Annotated in this window: 16 protein-coding genes; all 16 read left to right on the forward strand. The window is 71.0% G+C overall.

Features of this window, described 5'->3' with window-relative positions:
• The 16 genes from murD to hisD all read left to right on the forward strand — a co-directional run bounded on the left by murD (position 1) and on the right by hisD (position 19,052).
• On the forward strand, positions 1-1,536 hold the full coding sequence (murD, locus tag BIU89_RS08150) for a UDP-N-acetylmuramoyl-L-alanine--D-glutamate ligase (RefSeq protein ID WP_083404251.1): 1,536 nt from the start codon (positions 1-3) through the stop codon (positions 1,534-1,536).
• A complete protein-coding gene (ftsW, locus tag BIU89_RS08155) occupies positions 1,499-2,764 on the forward strand; it encodes a putative lipid II flippase FtsW (RefSeq protein WP_027465248.1) in 1,266 nt (421 codons plus the stop codon). The genes murD and ftsW overlap by 38 nt, the downstream gene beginning before the upstream one ends.
• The gene (gene murG / locus BIU89_RS08160; protein ID WP_071245723.1) at positions 2,761-3,858 is read left to right on the forward strand and encodes an undecaprenyldiphospho-muramoylpentapeptide beta-N-acetylglucosaminyltransferase; all 1,098 of its coding nucleotides are present in this window, start codon (positions 2,761-2,763) and stop codon (positions 3,856-3,858) included. The genes ftsW and murG overlap by 4 nt, the downstream gene beginning before the upstream one ends.
• Positions 3,855-5,276: a UDP-N-acetylmuramate--L-alanine ligase gene (murC, locus tag BIU89_RS08165; protein WP_071245725.1), complete on the forward strand. Its 1,422-nt coding sequence runs from the start codon at positions 3,855-3,857 to the stop codon at positions 5,274-5,276. The genes murG and murC overlap by 4 nt, the downstream gene beginning before the upstream one ends.
• The gene (locus BIU89_RS17720; RefSeq protein WP_083404252.1) at positions 5,273-6,547 is read left to right on the forward strand and encodes an FtsQ-type POTRA domain-containing protein; all 1,275 of its coding nucleotides are present in this window, start codon (positions 5,273-5,275) and stop codon (positions 6,545-6,547) included. The genes murC and BIU89_RS17720 overlap by 4 nt, the downstream gene beginning before the upstream one ends.
• Before the next feature lie 146 nt (positions 6,548-6,693).
• Positions 6,694-7,854, forward strand: coding sequence for a cell division protein FtsZ (ftsZ, locus tag BIU89_RS08175; RefSeq protein WP_027465251.1), 1,161 nt, complete (start codon positions 6,694-6,696; stop codon positions 7,852-7,854).
• A gap of 7 nt (positions 7,855-7,861) precedes the next feature.
• A complete protein-coding gene (locus tag BIU89_RS08180; RefSeq protein WP_071245726.1) occupies positions 7,862-8,587 on the forward strand; it encodes a YggS family pyridoxal phosphate-dependent enzyme in 726 nt (241 codons plus the stop codon).
• Positions 8,588-8,628: 41 nt separating this feature from the next.
• The gene (locus tag BIU89_RS08185; protein WP_027465253.1) at positions 8,629-9,213 is read left to right on the forward strand and encodes a cell division protein SepF; all 585 of its coding nucleotides are present in this window, start codon (positions 8,629-8,631) and stop codon (positions 9,211-9,213) included.
• Between the two features lie 68 nt (positions 9,214-9,281).
• On the forward strand, positions 9,282-9,578 hold the full coding sequence (locus tag BIU89_RS08190; RefSeq protein WP_017886631.1) for a YggT family protein: 297 nt from the start codon (positions 9,282-9,284) through the stop codon (positions 9,576-9,578).
• Positions 9,579-9,763: 185 nt separating this feature from the next.
• Positions 9,764-10,441: a DivIVA domain-containing protein gene (locus tag BIU89_RS08195; RefSeq protein WP_027465254.1), complete on the forward strand. Its 678-nt coding sequence runs from the start codon at positions 9,764-9,766 to the stop codon at positions 10,439-10,441.
• Between the two features lie 2 nt (positions 10,442-10,443).
• Positions 10,444-11,130, forward strand: coding sequence for a signal peptidase II (gene lspA, locus BIU89_RS08200; RefSeq protein WP_254791542.1), 687 nt, complete (start codon positions 10,444-10,446; stop codon positions 11,128-11,130).
• Entirely contained in the window at positions 11,127-12,056 is a 930-nt protein-coding gene (locus BIU89_RS08205; RefSeq protein WP_071245728.1) for an RluA family pseudouridine synthase, read from the forward strand. The genes lspA and BIU89_RS08205 overlap by 4 nt, the downstream gene beginning before the upstream one ends.
• A 1,047-nt stretch (positions 12,057-13,103) precedes the next feature.
• A complete protein-coding gene (gene dnaE, locus BIU89_RS08210; RefSeq protein ID WP_071245757.1) occupies positions 13,104-16,583 on the forward strand; it encodes a DNA polymerase III subunit alpha in 3,480 nt (1,159 codons plus the stop codon).
• Between the two features lie 11 nt (positions 16,584-16,594).
• Positions 16,595-16,945 carry a DUF2200 domain-containing protein gene (locus tag BIU89_RS08215; protein WP_071245730.1) on the forward strand — a complete coding sequence of 117 codons (351 nt, stop codon included), beginning with the start codon at positions 16,595-16,597 and terminating at the stop codon, positions 16,943-16,945.
• The gene (locus tag BIU89_RS08220) at positions 16,942-17,748 is read left to right on the forward strand and encodes a phosphotransferase (protein WP_175474991.1); all 807 of its coding nucleotides are present in this window, start codon (positions 16,942-16,944) and stop codon (positions 17,746-17,748) included. Before BIU89_RS08215 ends, BIU89_RS08220 begins: the two co-directional genes overlap by 4 nt.
• On the forward strand, positions 17,745-19,052 hold the full coding sequence (gene hisD / locus BIU89_RS08225; protein ID WP_071245732.1) for a histidinol dehydrogenase: 1,308 nt from the start codon (positions 17,745-17,747) through the stop codon (positions 19,050-19,052). Before BIU89_RS08220 ends, hisD begins: the two co-directional genes overlap by 4 nt.
• Positions 19,053-19,060: the final 8 nt, after the last annotated feature.

Below are 19,060 nucleotides of genomic sequence, written 5' to 3' on the forward strand. Positions count from 1 at the left end.
GTGTCCTCGCCGTCCCGCCTCCAGTCCCTCGACAGCTGGTACTCCGAGGGGTGGAAGGGGCTGAACGTCGCCGTCCTCGGACTCGGGGCCACCGGGTTCTCGGTCGCCGACACGCTCGTGGAGCTCGGCAGCGAGGTGACGGTCTACTCCTCCGACGCCCCCGCCGACAGCGTCGAGCTGCTCGACGTGATCGGTGCCCGGTTCCAGCAGACGCCGCTCGACACCGTGCCGGACGCGCTCGTGCAGCAGGCACCCGACGTCGTCATCGTGTCGCCGGGACTGCCCCCGCACAACGCCACCGTGCGGTGGTCGGTGACGAACAGCACCGTCTGGGGCGACATCGAGCTCGCCTGGCGCGTGCGCGACAAGGTCGTCCGCGGCCCGGTCGCCGCCCCCTGGATCACGATCACGGGCACGAACGGCAAGACCACGACGACACAGCTCACGACCGCGATGTACGAGGCCGGCGGCCTGCGTGCCGTCGCATGCGGGAACATCGGCGTGCCGGTGCTCGACGTCGTCCGCGACCCGGTCGGCTACGACGTGCTCGTCGTCGAGCTCTCGAGCCACCAGCTGCACTACGCGGCGACGTCCGGCGACGGTGCCGTGGTGCCGCTCGCGAGCGCCTGCCTGAACATCGCCGACGACCACCTGGAGTGGCACGGTTCCGCCGAGGCCTACCGCGCGGCGAAGGCCAAGGTCTACGAGCGCACCGTGATGGCGTGCGTCTACAACACCTCGGACGACGCCACCCGGCAGATGGTGCAGGAAGCCGACGTGGTGGAGGGCTGCCGTGCGGTCGGCTTCACCCCCGGCGTCCCCGCTCCCGGCGACGTCGGCATCGTCGAGGACGTCCTGTGCGACCGGGCCTTCAACGAGGACCGTCGCAACAGCGCGCTCGAGCTGTCCACCATCGCCGACCTCGAGGCCGCCGGGCTCGCCAGCCCGCACATGACCATGAACGTCCTGGCCGCCGCTGCACTGGCCCGTGCCGGCACCGTCCAGCCGAGCGCCATCCAGTCGGCCGTCCGGGCGTTCCGCGCCGACCACCACCGCACCGAGCTCGTGGCCCAGGCGGACGGCATCACCTGGGTCGACGACTCCAAGGCCACGAACCCGCACGCCGCCACCGCGTCGCTCGCGTCGTTCGACACCGTCGTGTGGATCGTCGGTGGCCTGTTCAAGGGCGTCGACGTCGACGGTCTGGTCGAGCGCTTCGGCCCCGGCGTCCGCGCCGTCGTGGTGATCGGCACCGACCGGACCCCGGTCCTCGAGGCATTCGCGCGACACGCGTCCACGGTCCCGGTGCTCCAGGTGGAGACGACGGACACTGATCAGGTCATGCGCGAGGCGGTCCGGCATGCCGCATCGGTCGCGAGGCCGGGCGACACCGTCCTCCTCGCCCCGGCGGCGGCGTCGTTCGACCAGTTCGGCTCCTACGCCGACCGGGGGCAGCGTTTCGCGGCCGCGGTCAACGAGCACCTGGGAGGAGAAGTCGATGGCGACGACACCGACGGATCTTCCGAACAGCCGTAACGGCCGGACCGCGTCGACCCCACGACGGACCAACGGCGCGATCGTCGCCGTCAAGAACGTCTTCGTCGCGGAGTCCAGCACCTTCTACACGATCCTCGGCGTCACGCTGTTCCTCGTCGTCTTCGGCGTCGTGATGGTGCTGTCCTCGTCGAGCGTCGAGGAGTACGCGGCGACCCACGACTTCTTCGGGGCGGCGTCCCGTCAGGGCCTGTACGCCGTGCTCGGCGTGCCGCTCATGCTCATCGCCAGCCGGGTCCCGACCCGGATCTGGCGGAAGTGGGCGATGCGGCTGCTCGGTGCGGCGCTCGTGCTGCAGCTGCTCGTGTTCACCCCGCTCGGCATCGACATCCAGGGCAACCGGAACTGGATCGAGCTCGGGTCGTTCACCGCGCAGCCGTCCGAGGTCGTGAAGCTCGGCCTGGTGCTCGGCATCGGCGCCATCATCTACGTCAAGCGGGACAAGCTCGACGACTGGAAAGAGGTGTTCATCCCGATCGGGATCGCCTCGATGCTCTCGCTCGGGCTCGTCGTCCTCGGCGGTGACCAGGGCACCGCGATGGTCATGCTCATCCTGGTGTTCGGCGCGCTGTACATCGGCGGCGTCCGCGCCCGGCACCTGCTCGTCGGCCTCGGTGCGTTCGCCGTGATGCTGCCCTTCGTGACGATGGCCTCGGCCTCGCGCTCGACCCGCATCAGCGCCTGGCTGTCCGGGTGCACCGACACCAGCCAGTACCAGGACATCTGCTGGCAGCCCGTGCACGGCATGTGGGCGCTCGCGTCCGGCGGCGTGTTCGGCGTCGGCCTCGGCAACTCGAAGGCGAAGTGGTCGTGGCTGCCCGAGGCGGACAACGACTACATCTTCGCGATCATCGGCGAGGAGCTCGGCCTGATCGGCGCCGTCGTGGTGCTCAGCCTGTTCGTGGTGCTCGCCGTCGGCATGATCAAGATCATCCGGCAGTCCCGCGACCCCTTCGTGAAGACGGTCACCGGTGGCATCCTCGCGTGGATCATCGGCCAGGCGCTCATCAACATCGCCGTCGTGCTCGGCCTGCTGCCCGTGCTCGGTGTGCCCCTGCCACTCATCTCGGCCGGTGGTTCGGCCCTCATCATGACCCTGGTGGCGATCGGCGTCGTGCTCTCCTTCGCCCGTGACCTGCCCGGCAAGAACGACCCCGGCCTGACGAACGCCCCACTCGGCCGGACCTCCACGAACGGATCACTGCGGTGAGCAAGTACCTCTTCGCCGGCGGCGGCACCGCCGGCCACGTCAACCCCCTGCTCGCGGTCGCCGACCGGCTGACCGAGCGGGAGCCCGGCGCCGAGGTGCTCGTGCTGGGTACCGCCGAGGGCCTGGAGTCCCGCCTCGTCCCGATGCGCGGCTACGAGCTGCTGACGATCCCGCGCCTGCCGTTCCCGCGGAAGCTGAACGGCGCGGCCCTGCGCTTCCCGCAGCGCTTCGCGGCGGCGGTCAAGCGGACCGAGCAGATCATCCGCGACCACGAGATCGAGGTGGTCCTCGGCGTCGGTGGCTACGCGGCCGCTCCGGCGTACATCGCCGCGCGCCGCACCGGCACCCCGATCGTCGTGCACGAGCAGAACGCCAAGCCCGGGCTCGCGAACCGCCTCGCCGCCTTCCTCACCGAGCACGTCGGCCTGACCTTCTCGAACACGCGCCTGCGCCACGGCCGCGTCGTCGGCATGCCGCTCCGTCGCGAGATCGAGTCGCTCGACCGCCGTGCCGTCCGGGCCGAGGGCCTCGCCGAGTTCGGGCTCGACCCGGACCTGCCCGTGCTGCTCGTGACCGGTGGCTCCTCGGGTGCGCGGAGCATCAACCGGACGATCAACAAGTCTGCCGCCACGATCGTCGGCGCCGGCTGGCAGGTCCTGCACGTCGTGGGTGCCGCGTCGGACATCGGCCCGAGCGACCTCGAGGGCTACCACGTGCTGCCCTACTGCGACCGGATGGACCTGGCGTACGCGGCGAGCGACTTCGTCGTGTCGCGCTCGGGTGCCGGCATGGTGTGCGAGCTGACCGCGGTCGGGCTGCCGAGCGTGCTCGTGCCGTACCCGGTGGGCAACGGCGAGCAGCGCCACAACGCGAAGGACGTCGTCGACGCCGGTGGAGCCGTCCTGGTGGCCGACGGGGAATTCGACCAGGACTGGGTGACGTTCCAGCTGCTGAGCATCCTGCAGGACCGCTCCCGCATCGCGGACATGACCGTGCGGGCGGGCAGCGTCGGCCACCGCGACGGCGCCGACCGGATGACCGACCTGGTCCTCGACGCCGCGAAGCAGGCCCCCAGCACCACGGAGGAACGATGACCATCAAGCCGGACCTGACCCAGCCGATCCCGGACGACCTGGGCACGGTGCACTTCGTCGGGATCGGCGGCGCGGGCATGAGCGGGATCGCCCGCATGTTCCTCGCCGCCGGGCACCGCGTGACGGGCAGCGACTCCCGCGAGACGGAGACGACCGGCACGATGCGCGACCTCGGCGCGAGCGTGCACATCGGTCACGACGCGGCGAACGTCGGCCAGGCCGACACCATCGTCGTCACGAGCGCCCTCTGGCCTGACAACCCCGAGCTCCTCGAGGCGCAGCGCCGCGGTCTGCCGGTGCTCCACCGCTCGCAGGCCCTCGCCGCCCTGATCGCCGAGCACCGCCTCGTCGCGGTCGCCGGTGCGCACGGCAAGACCACCTCGACCGGCATGATCGTCACGGCGATGGTCGAGCTCGGCCTCGACCCGAGCTTCGTCAACGGCGGCGTCATCCAGTCCCTCGGCACGAGTTCGGCCCCGGGATCCAGTGACCTGTTCGTGGTCGAGGCCGACGAGTCCGACGGCTCGTTCCTGCTCTACGACGTCGCCGTGGCCCTGGTCACCAACGTCGACGCCGACCACCTGGACCACTACGGCAGCGAGGAGGCCTTCACCGAGGCCTTCGTCGAGTTCGCCGCGAAGGCGAGCGAGCGCGTCGTCATCTCGAGCGACGACGCCGGTGCGAAGACGGTCACGGCCGGCATCCGCCAGCGCGCCGACGCCCCCGAGATCGTCACGTTCGGCGAGGCCGTCGACGCGGACGTCCGCATCGAGGGCATCACCGAGTCGGCCGGCGTCGAGGTCGACTTCCGCGCCGGTGGCGAGGCGTACCACCTGACCCTCCGCGTGCCCGGCCGGCACAACGCGATCAACGCCGTCGGGGCCTTCGCGGTCCTGACCGGTCTCGGCGTCGCCCCGGCCGACGCGATCCGCGGCCTCGAGGCCTTCGGCGGCACGCAGCGCCGCTTCGAGCTGCACGGCGTCGAGCGCGGGGTCTCGGTCTACGACGACTATGCCCACCACCCGACCGAGGTCGCCGCGGCGCTCAAGGCCGCCCGCAACGTCGTCGGCGACGGCCGCATCATCGCCATCCACCAGCCGCACCTGTACTCGCGCACCCGCCTGATGGCGGGTGACTTCGCCAAGGTGTACGAGGAGCTCGCCGACCACACGGTCGTGCTCGACGTCTACGGTGCCCGCGAGGACCCGGAGCCCGGCGTGACCGGCGCCCTGGTGCAGGAGCGTTTCGCCGACCAGTCGCGCGTCGAGTTCCTGCCCGACTGGGACGAGGCGGCGGCACGCGCGGCCGCGGTCGCCCGTGACGGCGACATCATCATGACGCTCAGCTGCGGCGACGTGTACCGGATCATCCCGCAGGTGCTCGGCGCCCTGGGTACCGACGGAGCGTCGTCCCGGTGAAGCGCCCCGAGGGGTTCGACGAGGGGGACGCCCGCAGGGACGCCCCGGCCGAGGCCGCCGAAGCGCCCCGGCAGCGTCGTGGTCCCTCGAAGCCGCGGCTCCCGTTCCGCGGACGCGTCGCCGACGACCGGGAGGCCCGCCCCGCGTCCGCCCCGGAACCCCCGGTCGACGAGACGGTCGACCCCACCCCGGCGGTCCAGCCCGACGTCGACACCTCCGGTCCCCAGCGGGACCGCGTCGGCGCCTTCGCCGGTGCGGCCGGACGCCGGTTCGGCGCCGGACTCTCCACCGTGGCGGACCGCCTGCGTGAGTACACGCCGAACGAGGACCACCGGGACCCGGAGACCGACCGCCGCGACGCGGAACGCCGAGCCGCCACGAGCGGTGGAGCCGACCACGACGCGACCGTGACCGACGTGCTCGACGCGACCGGTGCCTCCCGGACCGACCAGCACGCCGAGGCGCCCATCGGGGCGCGGGTGCGCGCTGCCGAGACCGCGCGTGAGGCACGCATCGCGAAGCGCCGACGCCGGTTGCTCGAGCGTGCCGAGGTCCGCCGGTTCACCCGGCGCAGCCGGCACCGTCGCGCCGCGTGGATCACGGCGGCGAGCGTCGTCCTCGTGCTCGGGGTCTCGATCCTCGTCGCGGTGTTCTCACCGCTGATGGCGCTCCGCACGATCGAGATCAAGGGCACCAACCGCGTCGACGAGTCCGCGCTGCGCCAGGCGCTGTCCGACCAGATCGGCACACCCCTGGCCCGGCTCGACTTCGACGCGATCAAGCGGGACGTCGCCGGCTTCCCGCTCATCGAGAGCTACGTGACCGAGGAGGCTCCGCCGCACACGCTCGTCGTCACGGTGACCGAGCGCACGCCGGTGGTCGCGGTGCAGTCCGGCAGCACGTTCGACCTCGTCGACCCCGCGGGCATCGTCGTGCAGTCGTCGCCGAAGCGTCCCGCCACGATGCCGCTCGCCGACATCGGCCGGGCGCGCCTCGGTTCCGCGAGCTTCCGCACGATGACCGAGGTCGTGCTGGCACTGCCGTCGACCGTCCGTTCCCAGGTGACGCGCGTCGCCGGGTCGACGGCCGACGACGTCACCCTGACCCTCAAGGACGGCTCGACCGTCGTGTGGGGGAGCCCGGACGACTCGGTGGCGAAGGCCGAACTGCTCGCCGCGCTGGTCAAGGACCACGCGGCGCGGAACCCCGGCGTCGTCGTCGAGTACGACGTCTCGGCACCGGACAACGGCGTGATCCGCGCCAAGGACTGAATTGCCGGACCTGATCGGCGACACGCGGCGTGGCGGGGCGACACTGCGCCGAACGCACCCGTAGCGTCGATGCCAGCACCACATCTACCAGCATTGCCCCTGAACTTCAAGTAGAGGTTGAGGGTTCGACCGGAGGCCTGACTGACGTGACCACGAACCACAACTACCTCGCCGTCATCAAGGTCGTCGGTGTCGGCGGCGGCGGCGTCAACGCCGTCAACCGCATGATCGAGCTCGGTCTCCGTGGCGTCGAGTTCATCGCGATCAACACCGACGCCCAGGCCCTGCTGCTCAGCGACGCCGACGTCAAGCTCGACGTCGGCCGCGAGATCACCCGCGGCCTCGGTGCCGGCGCGGACCCCGAGGTCGGCCGTCGTGCCGCCGAGGACCACGCCGAGGAGATCGAAGAGGCCCTGGCCGGCGCCGACATGGTGTTCGTCACCGCGGGCGAGGGCGGCGGCACCGGCACCGGTGGCGCACCGGTCGTCGCACGCATCGCGAAGTCCATCGGTGCACTGACCATCGGCGTCGTCACGAAGCCCTTCAGCTTCGAGGGCAAGCGTCGCCAGTCGCAGGCCGAGAACGGCGTCGCGGGCCTCAAGGACGAGGTCGACACGCTCATCGTCGTCCCGAACGACCGCCTGCTCGAGATCAGCGACCGTGGCATCTCCATGGTCGAGGCCTTCGCCACGGCCGACCAGGTGCTCCTCGCCGGCGTGCAGGGCATCACCGACCTCATCACCACCCCGGGTCTGATCAACCTCGACTTCGCCGACGTCAAGAGCGTCATGCAGGGTGCGGGTTCCGCACTCATGGGCATCGGCTCGTCCCGCGGTGCCGACCGTGCGATCAAGGCGGCCGAGCTCGCCGTCGCGTCGCCGCTGCTCGAGGCCTCGATCGACGGTGCGCACGGCGTGCTGCTGTCGATCCAGGGTGGCTCGAACCTCGGCATCTTCGAGATCAACGACGCCGCGCGTCTGGTGCAGGAAGCCGTGCACCCCGAGGCGAACATCATCTTCGGTGCGGTCATCGACGACACCCTGGGTGACGAGGTCCGCGTGACCGTCATCGCCGCAGGCTTCGACGGCGGCGAGCCGGCGCAGCAGCAGAAGGAACGCCGCTCGAGCTACGTCGACCCGGAGTCGAGCGCCGCGGCGCCCGTCGCCGCCTCGACCGGCGCGATCGAGGACTCGACCACGTCGAGCCCGTCCTGGGCCTCGCAGGAGCACCAGCCGCCGGTGCAGCGCGCCGCCGACCCGGCGTTCGACGACGACGACGAGCTCGACGTCCCCGACTTCCTGAAGTAACCCACCCTTGGTAGCCGACACGCGCCTCCCGTCCGCCTCGTCACCCGACGACGGACCGGAGGCGCGTCTCGCGTCCGTCAGGAGCGGCATCGCCGACGCGGCGCGCGCCGCAGGGCGCTCGCCCGACGAGCTGACGCTCGTCGTCGTCACGAAGTACCACCCGGCGTCGCTCGTCCGCGAGCTCGCCGCACTCGGCGTGACGGACGTGGGGGAGAACCGCCACCAGGAGGCGCAGGCGAAGGCCGCCGAGCTGGCGGACCTCGGCCTGACCTGGCACTTCGTCGGGCAGCTGCAGTCGAAGAAGGCCCGGCAGGCCCGACGGTACGCCCACGTGGTGCAGTCGCTCGACCGTGGATCCGTCGTCGACGCGTTCGCCCCGACCGAGGCCGAGCCGGAACCCCGGGTCATCGACGGGTTCGTGCAGGTGAACCTCACCGACGACCCCGGCCGTGGCGGGGTGCAGCCGGACGACGTCGAGGCCATGGTGTCGCGCGTGCTGGACACTGGGACGATCCGGCTGCGGGGTGTCATGGCGGTCGCGCCCCTGGACGAGGAGCCCCGAGCCGCCTTCGCCCGACTCCGCTCGATCTCCGAACGGGTCGTGGCGCTCGAGCCCGCTGCGACCGACATCTCGGCCGGCATGAGCGGGGACTACGCCGAGGCGATCCTCGAGGGCGCGACACACCTGCGCATCGGCACCGCAATCACGGGAAACCGGCCGCCCGCACCCTAGCCTCGTTGCAGGGCACCACGAGCACGAACCCCGGAGGAACCATGGCCAACCCGCTGAAGAAGACGATGGTCTACCTCGGCCTCGCCGATGAGGAACTCGACTACGAGGACGAGCAGCAGGCCGAGCCCGCGCGCCAGCAGGCAGCCCCTGCACGCCAGGCCGCAGCGGCTGCTCCGGCGCCCGCTGAGCCGCAGGAGACCCCCGCGGCGGCAGCAGCCCCCGCGGCCGCTCCCGCAGCCGTCCCGGCTCCCACCAAGACGCACACCCACCAGCGCGGCGCCCAGGTCACTCCGCTCCGCCGCTCGCACACGACCGCACAGAAGGCGACCCCGGTCCAGGAAATGAACGAGATCCTCACCGTCCACCCGCGCGAGTACAAGGACGCCCAGTCCATCGCCGAGAGCTTCCGCGACGGCATCCCCGTCATCATCAACCTCTCGCAGATGACCGAGGGTGACGCCCGACGCATGATCGACTTCGCCTCCGGGCTGTCGCTCGGTCTGTTCGGCAAGATCGAGCGCGTCACGAACAAGGTCTTCCTCCTGTCGCCGGCACACGTCGCAGTGAGCGGTGAGCCTGCTGAGGTAGAGTCCGACATCGAGGCGAACTTCTTCGCCCAGTCCTGAGCCGTACCCGGCACACCCGCCCCTGAGCGTCGTCTGACGACGCTCGCCCGAGACGAGCGAGCCCCATCGTGTCCGTGATCCTAGGGATCATCTCCCTCGCGTTGCTCCTGTACTTCTTCGTGATGTGGGGGCGTTTCGCGCTCGACCTCGTGCAGAGCTTCAACCGTTCCTGGCGTCCGCGCGGGGGCATGCTCGTGGTGTCCGAGTTCGTCTACACGATCACGGATCCGCCCATCCGAGCGGTGCGACGGGTCCTCCCGCCGCTCCGCCTGGGGCCGGTGGCGCTCGACTTCGGCTGGACGATCGTGATGCTCGTCGTCATCATCGCCCGGTTCGTGGTCGCCGCCCTGGCACGCGGTATCTGAGCGGACTCCCGTCCGCGACACGCGCCACGCCAGGCGCGCGGCACGGTTCCTCCCCATCGTCGGTGTACGGTGGTCGGGATCGATGCCCGCTCCGGTGGCGCATCCGCACCGCACGGTACGACTGGTACATTCGGTCGCACCGCACGCGGTTCCACACGTTCAGCAGTTCTATTGAGGTGACGGCAATGGCTTTGACGCCGGAAGACGTAGTCAACAAGCGGTTCCAGCCGACGAAGTTCCGCGAGGGCTACGACCAGGACGAGGTCGACGACTTCCTCGACGAGGTCGTGGTCGAGCTCCGTCGCCTGACCGCGGAGAACGACGAGCTCCGCCAGCGCCTGCAGGCGGCCGAATCGGCCCCGCAGTCGGCGCAGGCAGAGCAGCCCGCTCCCGCAGCCGAGCCGGAGCCCACCCCGGCCCCGGTCGAGGCAGCACCGGAGCCCGCTCCGGTCGCCGCGGCGGCACCGACCACCACGGTCCCCGCCGACGAGGACACCGAGGGCACCACGAACCTCCTGACCCTGGCGCGTCGTCTCCACGAGGAGCACGTCCGCGAGGGCATCGAGAAGCGCGACGCGCTCATCGCCGAGGGCACGGCCCAGGCCGCTCGCCTGGTCTCCGAGGCCGAGGCGAAGCAGCGTCAGATCATCGCCGACACCGAGAACACGAACCGTCAGCGTGTCGCGGTGCTCGAGCAGGAGCAGCGCCAGCTCGAGGGCAAGATCGACGAGCTCCGGACCTTCGAGCGCGACTACCGTGCGCAGCTCAAGAGCTACATCCAGGGGCAGCTCTCCGAGCTCGACTCGGGCGAGCAGTCCGGTCTCACCCCGGCGCCGGCTTCGGCGCAGGGCTTCGGCAACTGACGTTGTCGCGACCAGCATCACGAGCGAAGGTCAGTGTCCGCGCGATCGCGGCACTGGCCTTCGCCGCTGTCGTGGTGGTGGCGTTCGACCAGGTCGCCAAGACGCTGGTCGTCGCCAACCTGCCGTACGGCACCCCCGTCCCGGTCCTCGGCGGGGCGTTGCAGTTCCTGTACGTCCGGAACCCGGGGGCCGCGTTCTCGTTCGCGGTGAACATGACCTGGGTGTTCTCGGTCATCTCGGCCGCGGTCGTCGTCGCGATCATCGTGTACTCGCGCCGGATCCGGTCGATGTGGTGGGCCATCGTGCTCGGCATGCTGCTCGGCGGCGCGCTGGGCAACCTGCTCGACCGGCTCTTCCGTGAGCCCGGCTTCGGTCGGGGCCACGTCGTCGACTTCATCTCGACGCCGTGGATGATGCCGGCGATCTACAACGTCGCCGACTCCTTCATCTGCATCAGCATGGTGGTCTTCGTGCTGCTGGTGATCCTCGGGGTGAACCTCGACGGCACCCGCACGCTCTCGGCCAAGCGCCAGGCGCAGCTCGACGCGGCGCAGCCGGTCGACGCGGCGCAGCCGCTCGACGGTGGGGCCGCGTTCTCGTCGGCTGATGCTGCGCTCGACGAGCCGACCCGCGCCTCCAAGCCGGAGGAACGCGACCGTCGCGACACGCTGGGCCACGACGCCACGTGAGCGAATCGCGTTCTCTTCCCGTGCCCGACGGGCTCGCCGGTGAGCGCGTCGACGCCGCCATCGCCAAGCTCCTCGGCTTCAGCCGGTCGTTCGCGGCCGACGTCGTCGCCGCCGGGGGCGTCCGCGTCGACGGGGTTCCCGTCGACAAGTCGGACCGGCTCCATGCGGACTCCTGGCTCGAGGTCGAGTGGACCCCGAAGGAGCCGCCGCGCATCGTTCCGGCGGCCGTGCCGGGCATGACGATCGTGCACGACGACGAGGACATCGTCGTCGTGGACAAGCCCGTCGGCGTCGCTGCGCACCCCTCGCCGGGGTGGGACGGGCCGACCGTGCCCGGCGGCCTCGCCGCCGCCGGTTTCACGATCGCGACGTCGGGTGCCGCCGAACGTGCCGGGATCGTGCACCGCCTCGACGTCGGGACCTCGGGTCTGATGGTGGTCGCGAAGACCGAGCTGGCGTACACGCACCTGAAGCGGGCGTTCAAGGAGCGCACGGTCGAGAAGGTCTACCACGCGCTCGCGCAGGGCCACCCCGACCCCACGTCGGGCACGATCGATGCTCCGATCGGCCGGCACCCGTCGAGTGACTGGAAGTTCGCGGTCACGTCCGAGGGCAAGCCGAGCGTCACCCACTACGAGACGCTCGAGGCCTTCCGCTCGGCCACCCTGCTCGAGGTGCACCTGGAGACCGGGCGCACCCACCAGATCCGGGTGCACATGGCGGCAACACGCCACCCGCTCGTCGGGGACACGATGTACGGCGCCGACCCGGTGCTGGCGGCCGAGCTCGGGCTGACCCGCCAGTGGCTCGACGCCGTCCGGCTGGGCTTCGACCACCCCCGCACGGGCGAGTGGGTGTCGTTCGAGGCGCAGTACCCGGACGACCTGCAGGCCGCGCTGGAGCAGATCCGGAGCGCGTCGCTCTGACGCGCCCGGCCGTTTGCGCCGAGTGGTCACGAACTGTCGGCTGGGGCGCCGCCAGGCGGCGCTTTCGCCGCCCGCGGCGGCGCGCGTGCGGCGTGTCCTGACCGCTCGGCGCCGCGCCCCGCGCGTGTCGCGACCCGAGGCCGGCGCGCCCGGCAGCTTGCGCCGAGGGGTCACGAACTGTCGGTTGGGAGGCCGCCAGACGACGTCTTCCGCACCCGCCGCGGCCAGCGTGCGGCGTGTCCTGACCGCTGGGCGGCGCGCCCCGCGCGTGCCGCGACCTGCTGCCGGCCTGGAGGCACGGTGCGGCCCTGCCCCGAGCCTCCAGTCCGCCGCGCCCGGCCGTTTGCGCCGAGGGGTCACGAACTGTCGGCTGGGAGGCCGCCGGGCGACGCTTTCCCCACCCGCCGCGGCTCGCGTGCGGCGTGTCCTGACCGCTGGGCGGCGCGTCCCGCGCGTGTCGCGGCCCGCTGCCGGTCTGGAGGCGCGGTTCGGCCCCGCCACGCGCCTCCAGGCCGACGCGCCCGACGCGCCCGACGACGCGCCCGGCCTCTCTCGCTAAGGGGTCACGAACTGTCGGTTGAGAGGCCGCCAGGCGACGCTTTCCGCACCCGCCGCGGCTCGCGGGCGGCGTGTCTCGCCCGCTGGGCGGCGCGCCCCGCGCGTGTCGCGACCCGCTGCCGGTCTGGAGGCGCAGTGCGGCCCCGCCACGCGCCTCCAGGCCGACGCGCCCGACGCGCCCGGCCTCTCTCGCTGAGGGGTCACGAACGGTCGGTTGGGAGGCCGCCAGGCGACGGGTTCTGTACCCGCGGCGGCCCCCGCGCGGCGTGTCCTGACCGCTGGGCGGCGCGCCCCGCGCGTGTCGCGACCCGCTGCCGGCCTGGAGGCGCAGTGCGGCCCCGCCCCGCGCCTCCAGACCGCCCCGACGCGCGCGGGAATGTGGGCGGCCGCGGTTAGGCTGTTCCCACCCCGCAGCACACCGTACGAACCGGAGGTTCCGTGTCGGATTCCGACTCCTTCGTCCACCTGCACGTGCACAGCGAGTACTCGATGCTCGACGGTGCCGCCAGGCTCTCCGACCTCGTGGCGGAGACCGCCGCGCAGGGGATGCCAGCCGTGGCGGTGACCGACCACGGCAACATGTTCGGCGCCTTCGAGTTTTGGAAGGCCGCCAAGGCCGGTGGCGTCAAACCGATCATCGGGACCGAGGCGTACATCACGCCCCGCACGCACCGTTCGGACAAGACCCGTGTGCGCTGGGGTGACGGTGGTGGCGACGACGTGTCCGGCGCCGGCTCGTACACGCACATGACGATGTTCGCCGAGAACACGACGGGCATGCACAACCTGTTCCGGCTGTCGTCCAAGGCGTCGCTCGAGGGCTACTACTTCAAGCCCCGCATGGACATCGAGCTCCTGCAGGAGTACCACGAGGGCATCATCGCCACCACGGGCTGCCCCTCGGGGGAGATCCAGACGCGCCTGCGTCTCGGCCAGTACGACGAAGCAGTGCAGGCGGCCGCCGACTACCGCGACATCTTCGGCAAGGAGAACTACTTCGCCGAGGTCATGGACCACGGCCTCGAGATCGAACGCCGGATCATGAGCGACCTGATCCGCCTGGCGAAGGACCTCGACATCCCGCTGGTCGGCACGAACGACCTGCACTACACGCACGCCCACGACGCCAAGTCGCACGCGGCACTGCTCTGCGTGCAGTCCGGCTCGACCCTGAACGACCCGAACCGCTTCAAGTTCGACGCCGACGAGTTCTACCTGAAGACCCCGGCGCAGATGCGGCACGTCTTCCGCGACAACCTCGAGGCCTGCGACAACACGCTGCTCATCGCGGAACGCTGCAACGTCGAGTTCGACACCTCGGCAAACTACATGCCGAAGTTCCCGGTGCCCGAGGGCGAGACCGAGCACTCCTGGTTCGAGAAAGAGGTCGCGAAGGGGCTGGACTACCGGTACCCGGACGGCATCTCGAAAGAGGTCCAGGACCGCGCCGACTACGAGGTCGGCATCATCAACCAGATGGGCTTCCCCGGCTACTTCCTGGTGGTCGCGGACTTCATCAACTGGTCCAAGAACAACGGCATCCGCGTCGGTCCGGGGCGTGGCTCCGGTGCCGGCTCGATGGTCGCGTACGCGATGCGCATCACCGACCTCGACCCCATCCGGCACGGCCTGATCTTCGAGCGGTTCCTCAACCCGGACCGCGTCTCGATGCCCGACTTCGACGTCGACTTCGACGACCGGCGCCGCGGTGAGGCGATCAAGTACGTCACCGAGAAGTACGGGTCGGAGCGCGTCGCGCAGATCGTCACGTACGGCACGATCAAGGCGAAGCAGGCGCTCAAGGACTCCTCGCGCGTCCTCGGGTTCCCGTTCGGCATGGGCGAGAAGCTCACGAAGGCGATGCCGCCGCCCGTGATGGGCAAGGACATCCCGCTCACCGGGATCTTCGACAAGGACCACCCGCGCTACAAGGAAGCCGTCGACGTCCGCACCGTGGTCGAGACCGACCCCGAGGCGAAGACCGTCTTCGACACCGCACTCGGGCTCGAGGGACTGAAGCGTCAGTGGGGCGTGCACGCGGCCGGCGTCATCATGTCGAGCGACCCGCTGATCGACATCATCCCGATCATGAAGCGGGAGCAGGACGGCCAGATCGTCACGCAGTTCGACTACCCGGCAGCGGAGTCGCTCGGCCTGATCAAGATGGACTTCCTGGGGCTCCGCAACCTCACGATCATCAGTGACGCCCTCGACAACATCAAGACGAACCGCGGGACCGAGCTCGACCTCGAGAACATGGGTCTGGAAGACCCCGAGGCGTACGCGCTCCTGCAGCGCGGTGACACCCTCGGCGTGTTCCAGCTCGACGGTGGGCCGATGCGTGGCCTGCTGCGGCTGATGAAGCCCGACAACTTCGAGGACATCTCCGCGCTCATCGCCCTGTACCGCCCGGGGCCCATGGGTGCGAACTCGCACACGAACTACGCGCTCCGCAAGAACGGCGAGCAGCCGATCACGCCGATCCACCCGGAGCTCGAAGAGCCCCTCAAGGACATCATCGGCACGACCTACGGCCTGATCATCTACCAGGAGCAGGTCATGGCCATCGCGCAGAAGGTCGCGGGGTTCTCCCTCGGCCAGGCGGACATCCTCCGCCGCGCGATGGGCAAGAAGAAGAAGTCCGAGCTCGACAAGCAGTACGCGGGCTTCCAGCAGGGCATGAAGGACAACGGGTACTCCGACGCGGCGATCAAGACGCTGTGGGACATCCTGCTGCCCTTCTCCGACTACGCGTTCAACAAGGCGCACTCGGCGGCCTACGGCGTGGTGTCCTTCTGGACCGCGTACCTCAAGGCGCACTACCCGGCCGAGTACATGGCGGCGCTGCTGACGAGCGTCGGCGACGCCCGCGACAAGCTCGCGCTCTACCTGAACGAGTGCCGCCGGATGGGCATCAAGGTGATGCCGCCGGACGTCAACGAGTCGATCGGCTTCTTCGCCGCCGTCGGCGACGACATCCGGTTCGGCATGGGTGCCATCCGCAACGTCGGGTTCAACGTCGTCGACGACATCGTCAAGGCCCGGACCGAGAAGGGCGCCTTCGAGTCGTTCCACGACTTCCTGCGCAAGATCCCGATCTCGTCGGCGAACAAGCGCACGGTCGAGTCGCTCATCAAGGCCGGTGCCTTCGACGAGTTCGGCGACACCCGACGTGCCCTGGTGGAGATCCACGAGGGCGCGGTCGAGGGTGCGGTCAAGGTCAAGCGCGACGAGGCCCACGGCAACGTCGGGTTCGACTTCGACTCGCTCTTCGCCGAGGCAGCCGAGGACGCCCCGAGCGCCGCGGTGTCGCAGGTGCCGGACCGTCCGGAGTGGTCCAAGCGCGACAAGCTCGCGTTCGAGCGGGACATGCTCGGGCTCTACGTGTCCGACCACCCGCTCGCCGGGCTCGAGATCGAGCTCGCGAAGCACCAGTCGATCACCATCGCCGACCTGCTGACCGCCGACGACTCGATCGAGGGCGAGACGGTCACCGTCGCCGGCCTGCTGACGAGCGTGCAGCACCGGGTGGCGAAGACGAGCGGCAACCCGTACGGCATCGTCGACATCGAGGACTTCGGCGGCCAGATCGGCGTGATGTTCCTGGGCAAGACCTACCAGGAGTTCGGCCCGTCCCTGGTGCCCGACTCGATCGTCGTCCTGCGCGGCCGGGTCAACGTCCGCGACGACGGCAAGGCCCTGCACGCGGTGAGCATGTTCCAGCCGAACGTCGGCGACGCGATGGGCTCGGGCCCGCTCACCCTGTCCCTGCCGGAGCGACAGGCCACGACGACCACGGTGACGGAACTCGCCGCCGTGCTCGGCCGCCACCAGGGTGACACCGAGGTCCGGCTGAAGCTGCTCAAGGACGACGTCGCGCGCACCTTCGAGCTGCCGTTCCCGGTGAACCTGACCCCCGACCTGTTCGGCGAGCTGAAGAGCCTGCTCGGACCCCGCTGCCTGGTGTAGGAGCGTCGACCATGGCCGGTCACCGGATCTTCGGGACGCCCGTCGCGGACGTCTACGGGCACTACCTGGCGAAGGTGGAGCGGAAGGGCCACACGAAGGCTGAGCTCGACACCGTCATCGAGTGGTTGACCGGCTTCGACGGCCCGGCGCTCGCGCAGCACCTGGCCGACCGGACCACGTTCGAGGACTTCTTCGCCGGCGCGCACCTCAACGCGAACGCCCCGCTCATCACCGGGGTGATCTGCGGGGTGCGGATCGAGGAGCTCGACGACCCGCTCATGCGGCAGATCCGGTACCTCGACAAGCTCGTCGACGAGGTCGCCAAGGGCCGGCCGATGGTGAAGATCCTGCGGACCGCGTGACCGACGGGCAGCCGGCACCGCACGTCCTCCGCCCGTCCGGTGACCGCCTGGAGGCCCGGTGGCGGTCCGCCACGCTGGCGCGGCTCGTCCACACGGCGGGGTTCCGGACGCCGCGCCCGGTCGCCGCCACGTCCGGGGACTGGGTCGTGGACGCCCGCGCCGCCGCGGCTGCCGGCGACGGCGACGGCGACGGCGCTGGCGCCGGCACCGACGTCAGCACCGGCGAGGACGGTTGGGAGGCCTGGCGGTGGGTCGACGGTCGGACCGACCCGACTCGCGTGGACGACGTGATCGCCGCGGGCGCAGCGTTCCACCGGGCGATCGCCCATCTGCCACGCCCGGACTTCCTCGACGACCGCGACGAGCCCAGGAGCCGGGCGGACCGCATGGCCTGGGGCGGAGCAGCCCTGCCCGACGACCCCACGCTGGACCGCCTGGCCGCGACGTTCCGGCCGGTGACGTCCCCGTCGCAGCTCGTCCACGGTGACCTGCTCGGCAACGTGCTCTTCACTCCGGGGGAGCCGCCCACGGTGTTCGACTGGGCACCGTACTGGCGCCCGGCGGGCCTCGGCGCCGCGATCGCCGCGGTCGACGCCGTGTGCTGGCACGGGGTCGCCGTCGGTCGGCTCGGCGTGCTCGGCACCGGCGTCCCCGAGTGGCCGCAGCTGCTCGTCCGTGCCCTGGCGTTCCGGATCGCCACGCTGCACCTGCTCGACGCGTGGGACGCCGAGCAGACAGTCCGCCACCGGCCCGTGGTCGACGCCGTCGTGCAGCACGCCGCCGGTACGCTGGAGGCCTCATGATGCAGCGAATCGACCTCCGCGGCGGCCTCCCCGCCCGTGCCGAACTCCTCCGACTCATGCCCCGTGCCGCGGGTGACGTGTCGCACGCGGTCGACGCCGCGCGCGAGTTGATCGAGGACGTCCGGCACCGTGGTGCCGCGGCCCTGCACGACCAGGCCGAGCGCTTCGACGGCGGGGCCCCCGCGGACGTCCGGGTCCCCGCTGCCGAGATCACCGCCGCCGTGGCCGGGCTCACCCCCGAGGTCCGAGCAGCCCTCGACGAGGCCATCCGCCGGGTCCGGGCCGCGAGTGCCGCGCAGATCCCCGCCCCGTCCGTGACGACCCTGGCCGACGGCGCCGAGGTCCACCAGCGCTGGCAGCCGATGCGCCGCGTGGGGCTCTACGTGCCCGGTGGCAAGGCCGTCTACCCGTCCAGCGTCGTGATGAACGTCGTCGCGGCCCAGGTCGCGGGCGTGTCCTCGATCGCCCTCGTGTCGCCGCCGCAGCGCGACCACGGCGGCGCGGTGCACCCGACGATCCTCGCGGCGGTGGGGCTGCTCGGCATCGACGAGGTCTACGCCATGGGCGGCGCGGGAGCCGTCGGCGCACTGGCGTACGGCGTCGCCGAGATCGACCTCGAGCCGGTCGACCTGGTCACCGGTCCGGGCAACAACTACGTCGCCGCGGCCAAGCGTCTGGTGCGCGGGGTGGTGGGCATCGACTCCGAGGCCGGGGCGACCGAGATCCTCGTGATCGCGGACGACACCGCCGACGCCGGGTTCGTGGCCGCCGACCTCATCAGCCAGGCCGAGCACGACGAGCAGGCCGGCAGCGTGCTGGTGACGACGTCCGCGACGTTCGCCGACGCGGTCGAGGCGGCCATCCCGGAACGCACGTCGGTGCTCGGGACGGCTGCGCGCCTCCAGGCCGCCCTGGACGGACCGCAGTCCGCGATCGTCCTGGTGGACTCCTTGACCGACGCGGCGACCGTGAGCAACGCGTACGGGCCGGAGCACCTCGAGATCCAGACGGTCGACGACGACGCGGTGCTGGCCGACATCGACGCCGCCGGTGCGGTGTTCGTCGGACCGAGCACGCCGGTGAGCCTGGGGGACTACCTGGCGGGGTCGAACCACGTGCTGCCGACCGGCGGCCAGGCCCGGTTCGGGTCCGGGCTGTCGGCGTCGACGTTCCTGCGGCCCCAGCAGATCGTGCGGTACACGCCCGAGGCCCTGGCCGAGGTCGCGCCGCACATCGTCGCGCTGTCCACCGAGGAGCAGCTCCCCGCGCACGGGGCCGCCGTGACGGAGCGCACGAACCGATAGCCTGGGGA

It is taken from the genome of Curtobacterium sp. MCBA15_005 (assembly GCF_001864855.1).
Taxonomy (GTDB): domain Bacteria; phylum Actinomycetota; class Actinomycetes; order Actinomycetales; family Microbacteriaceae; genus Curtobacterium; species Curtobacterium flaccumfaciens.

Bases quoted from the DNA above. Each gene is read 5' to 3' on its own strand.
- ftsW (WP_027465248.1), top strand. From the start codon at position 1,499: ATGGCGACGACACCGACGGATCTTCCGAACAGCCGTAACGGCCGGACC.
- murC (WP_071245725.1), top strand. From the start codon at position 3,855: ATGACCATCAAGCCGGACCTGACCCAGCCGATCCCGGACGACCTGGGC.
- BIU89_RS08185 (WP_027465253.1), top strand. From the start codon at position 8,629: ATGGCCAACCCGCTGAAGAAGACGATGGTCTACCTCGGCCTCGCCGAT.
- BIU89_RS08195 (WP_027465254.1), top strand. From the start codon at position 9,764: ATGGCTTTGACGCCGGAAGACGTAGTCAACAAGCGGTTCCAGCCGACG.
- dnaE (WP_071245757.1), top strand. From the start codon at position 13,104: ATGCTCGACGGTGCCGCCAGGCTCTCCGACCTCGTGGCGGAGACCGCC.
- BIU89_RS08215 (WP_071245730.1), top strand. From the start codon at position 16,595: ATGGCCGGTCACCGGATCTTCGGGACGCCCGTCGCGGACGTCTACGGG.
- hisD (WP_071245732.1), top strand. From the start codon at position 17,745: ATGATGCAGCGAATCGACCTCCGCGGCGGCCTCCCCGCCCGTGCCGAA.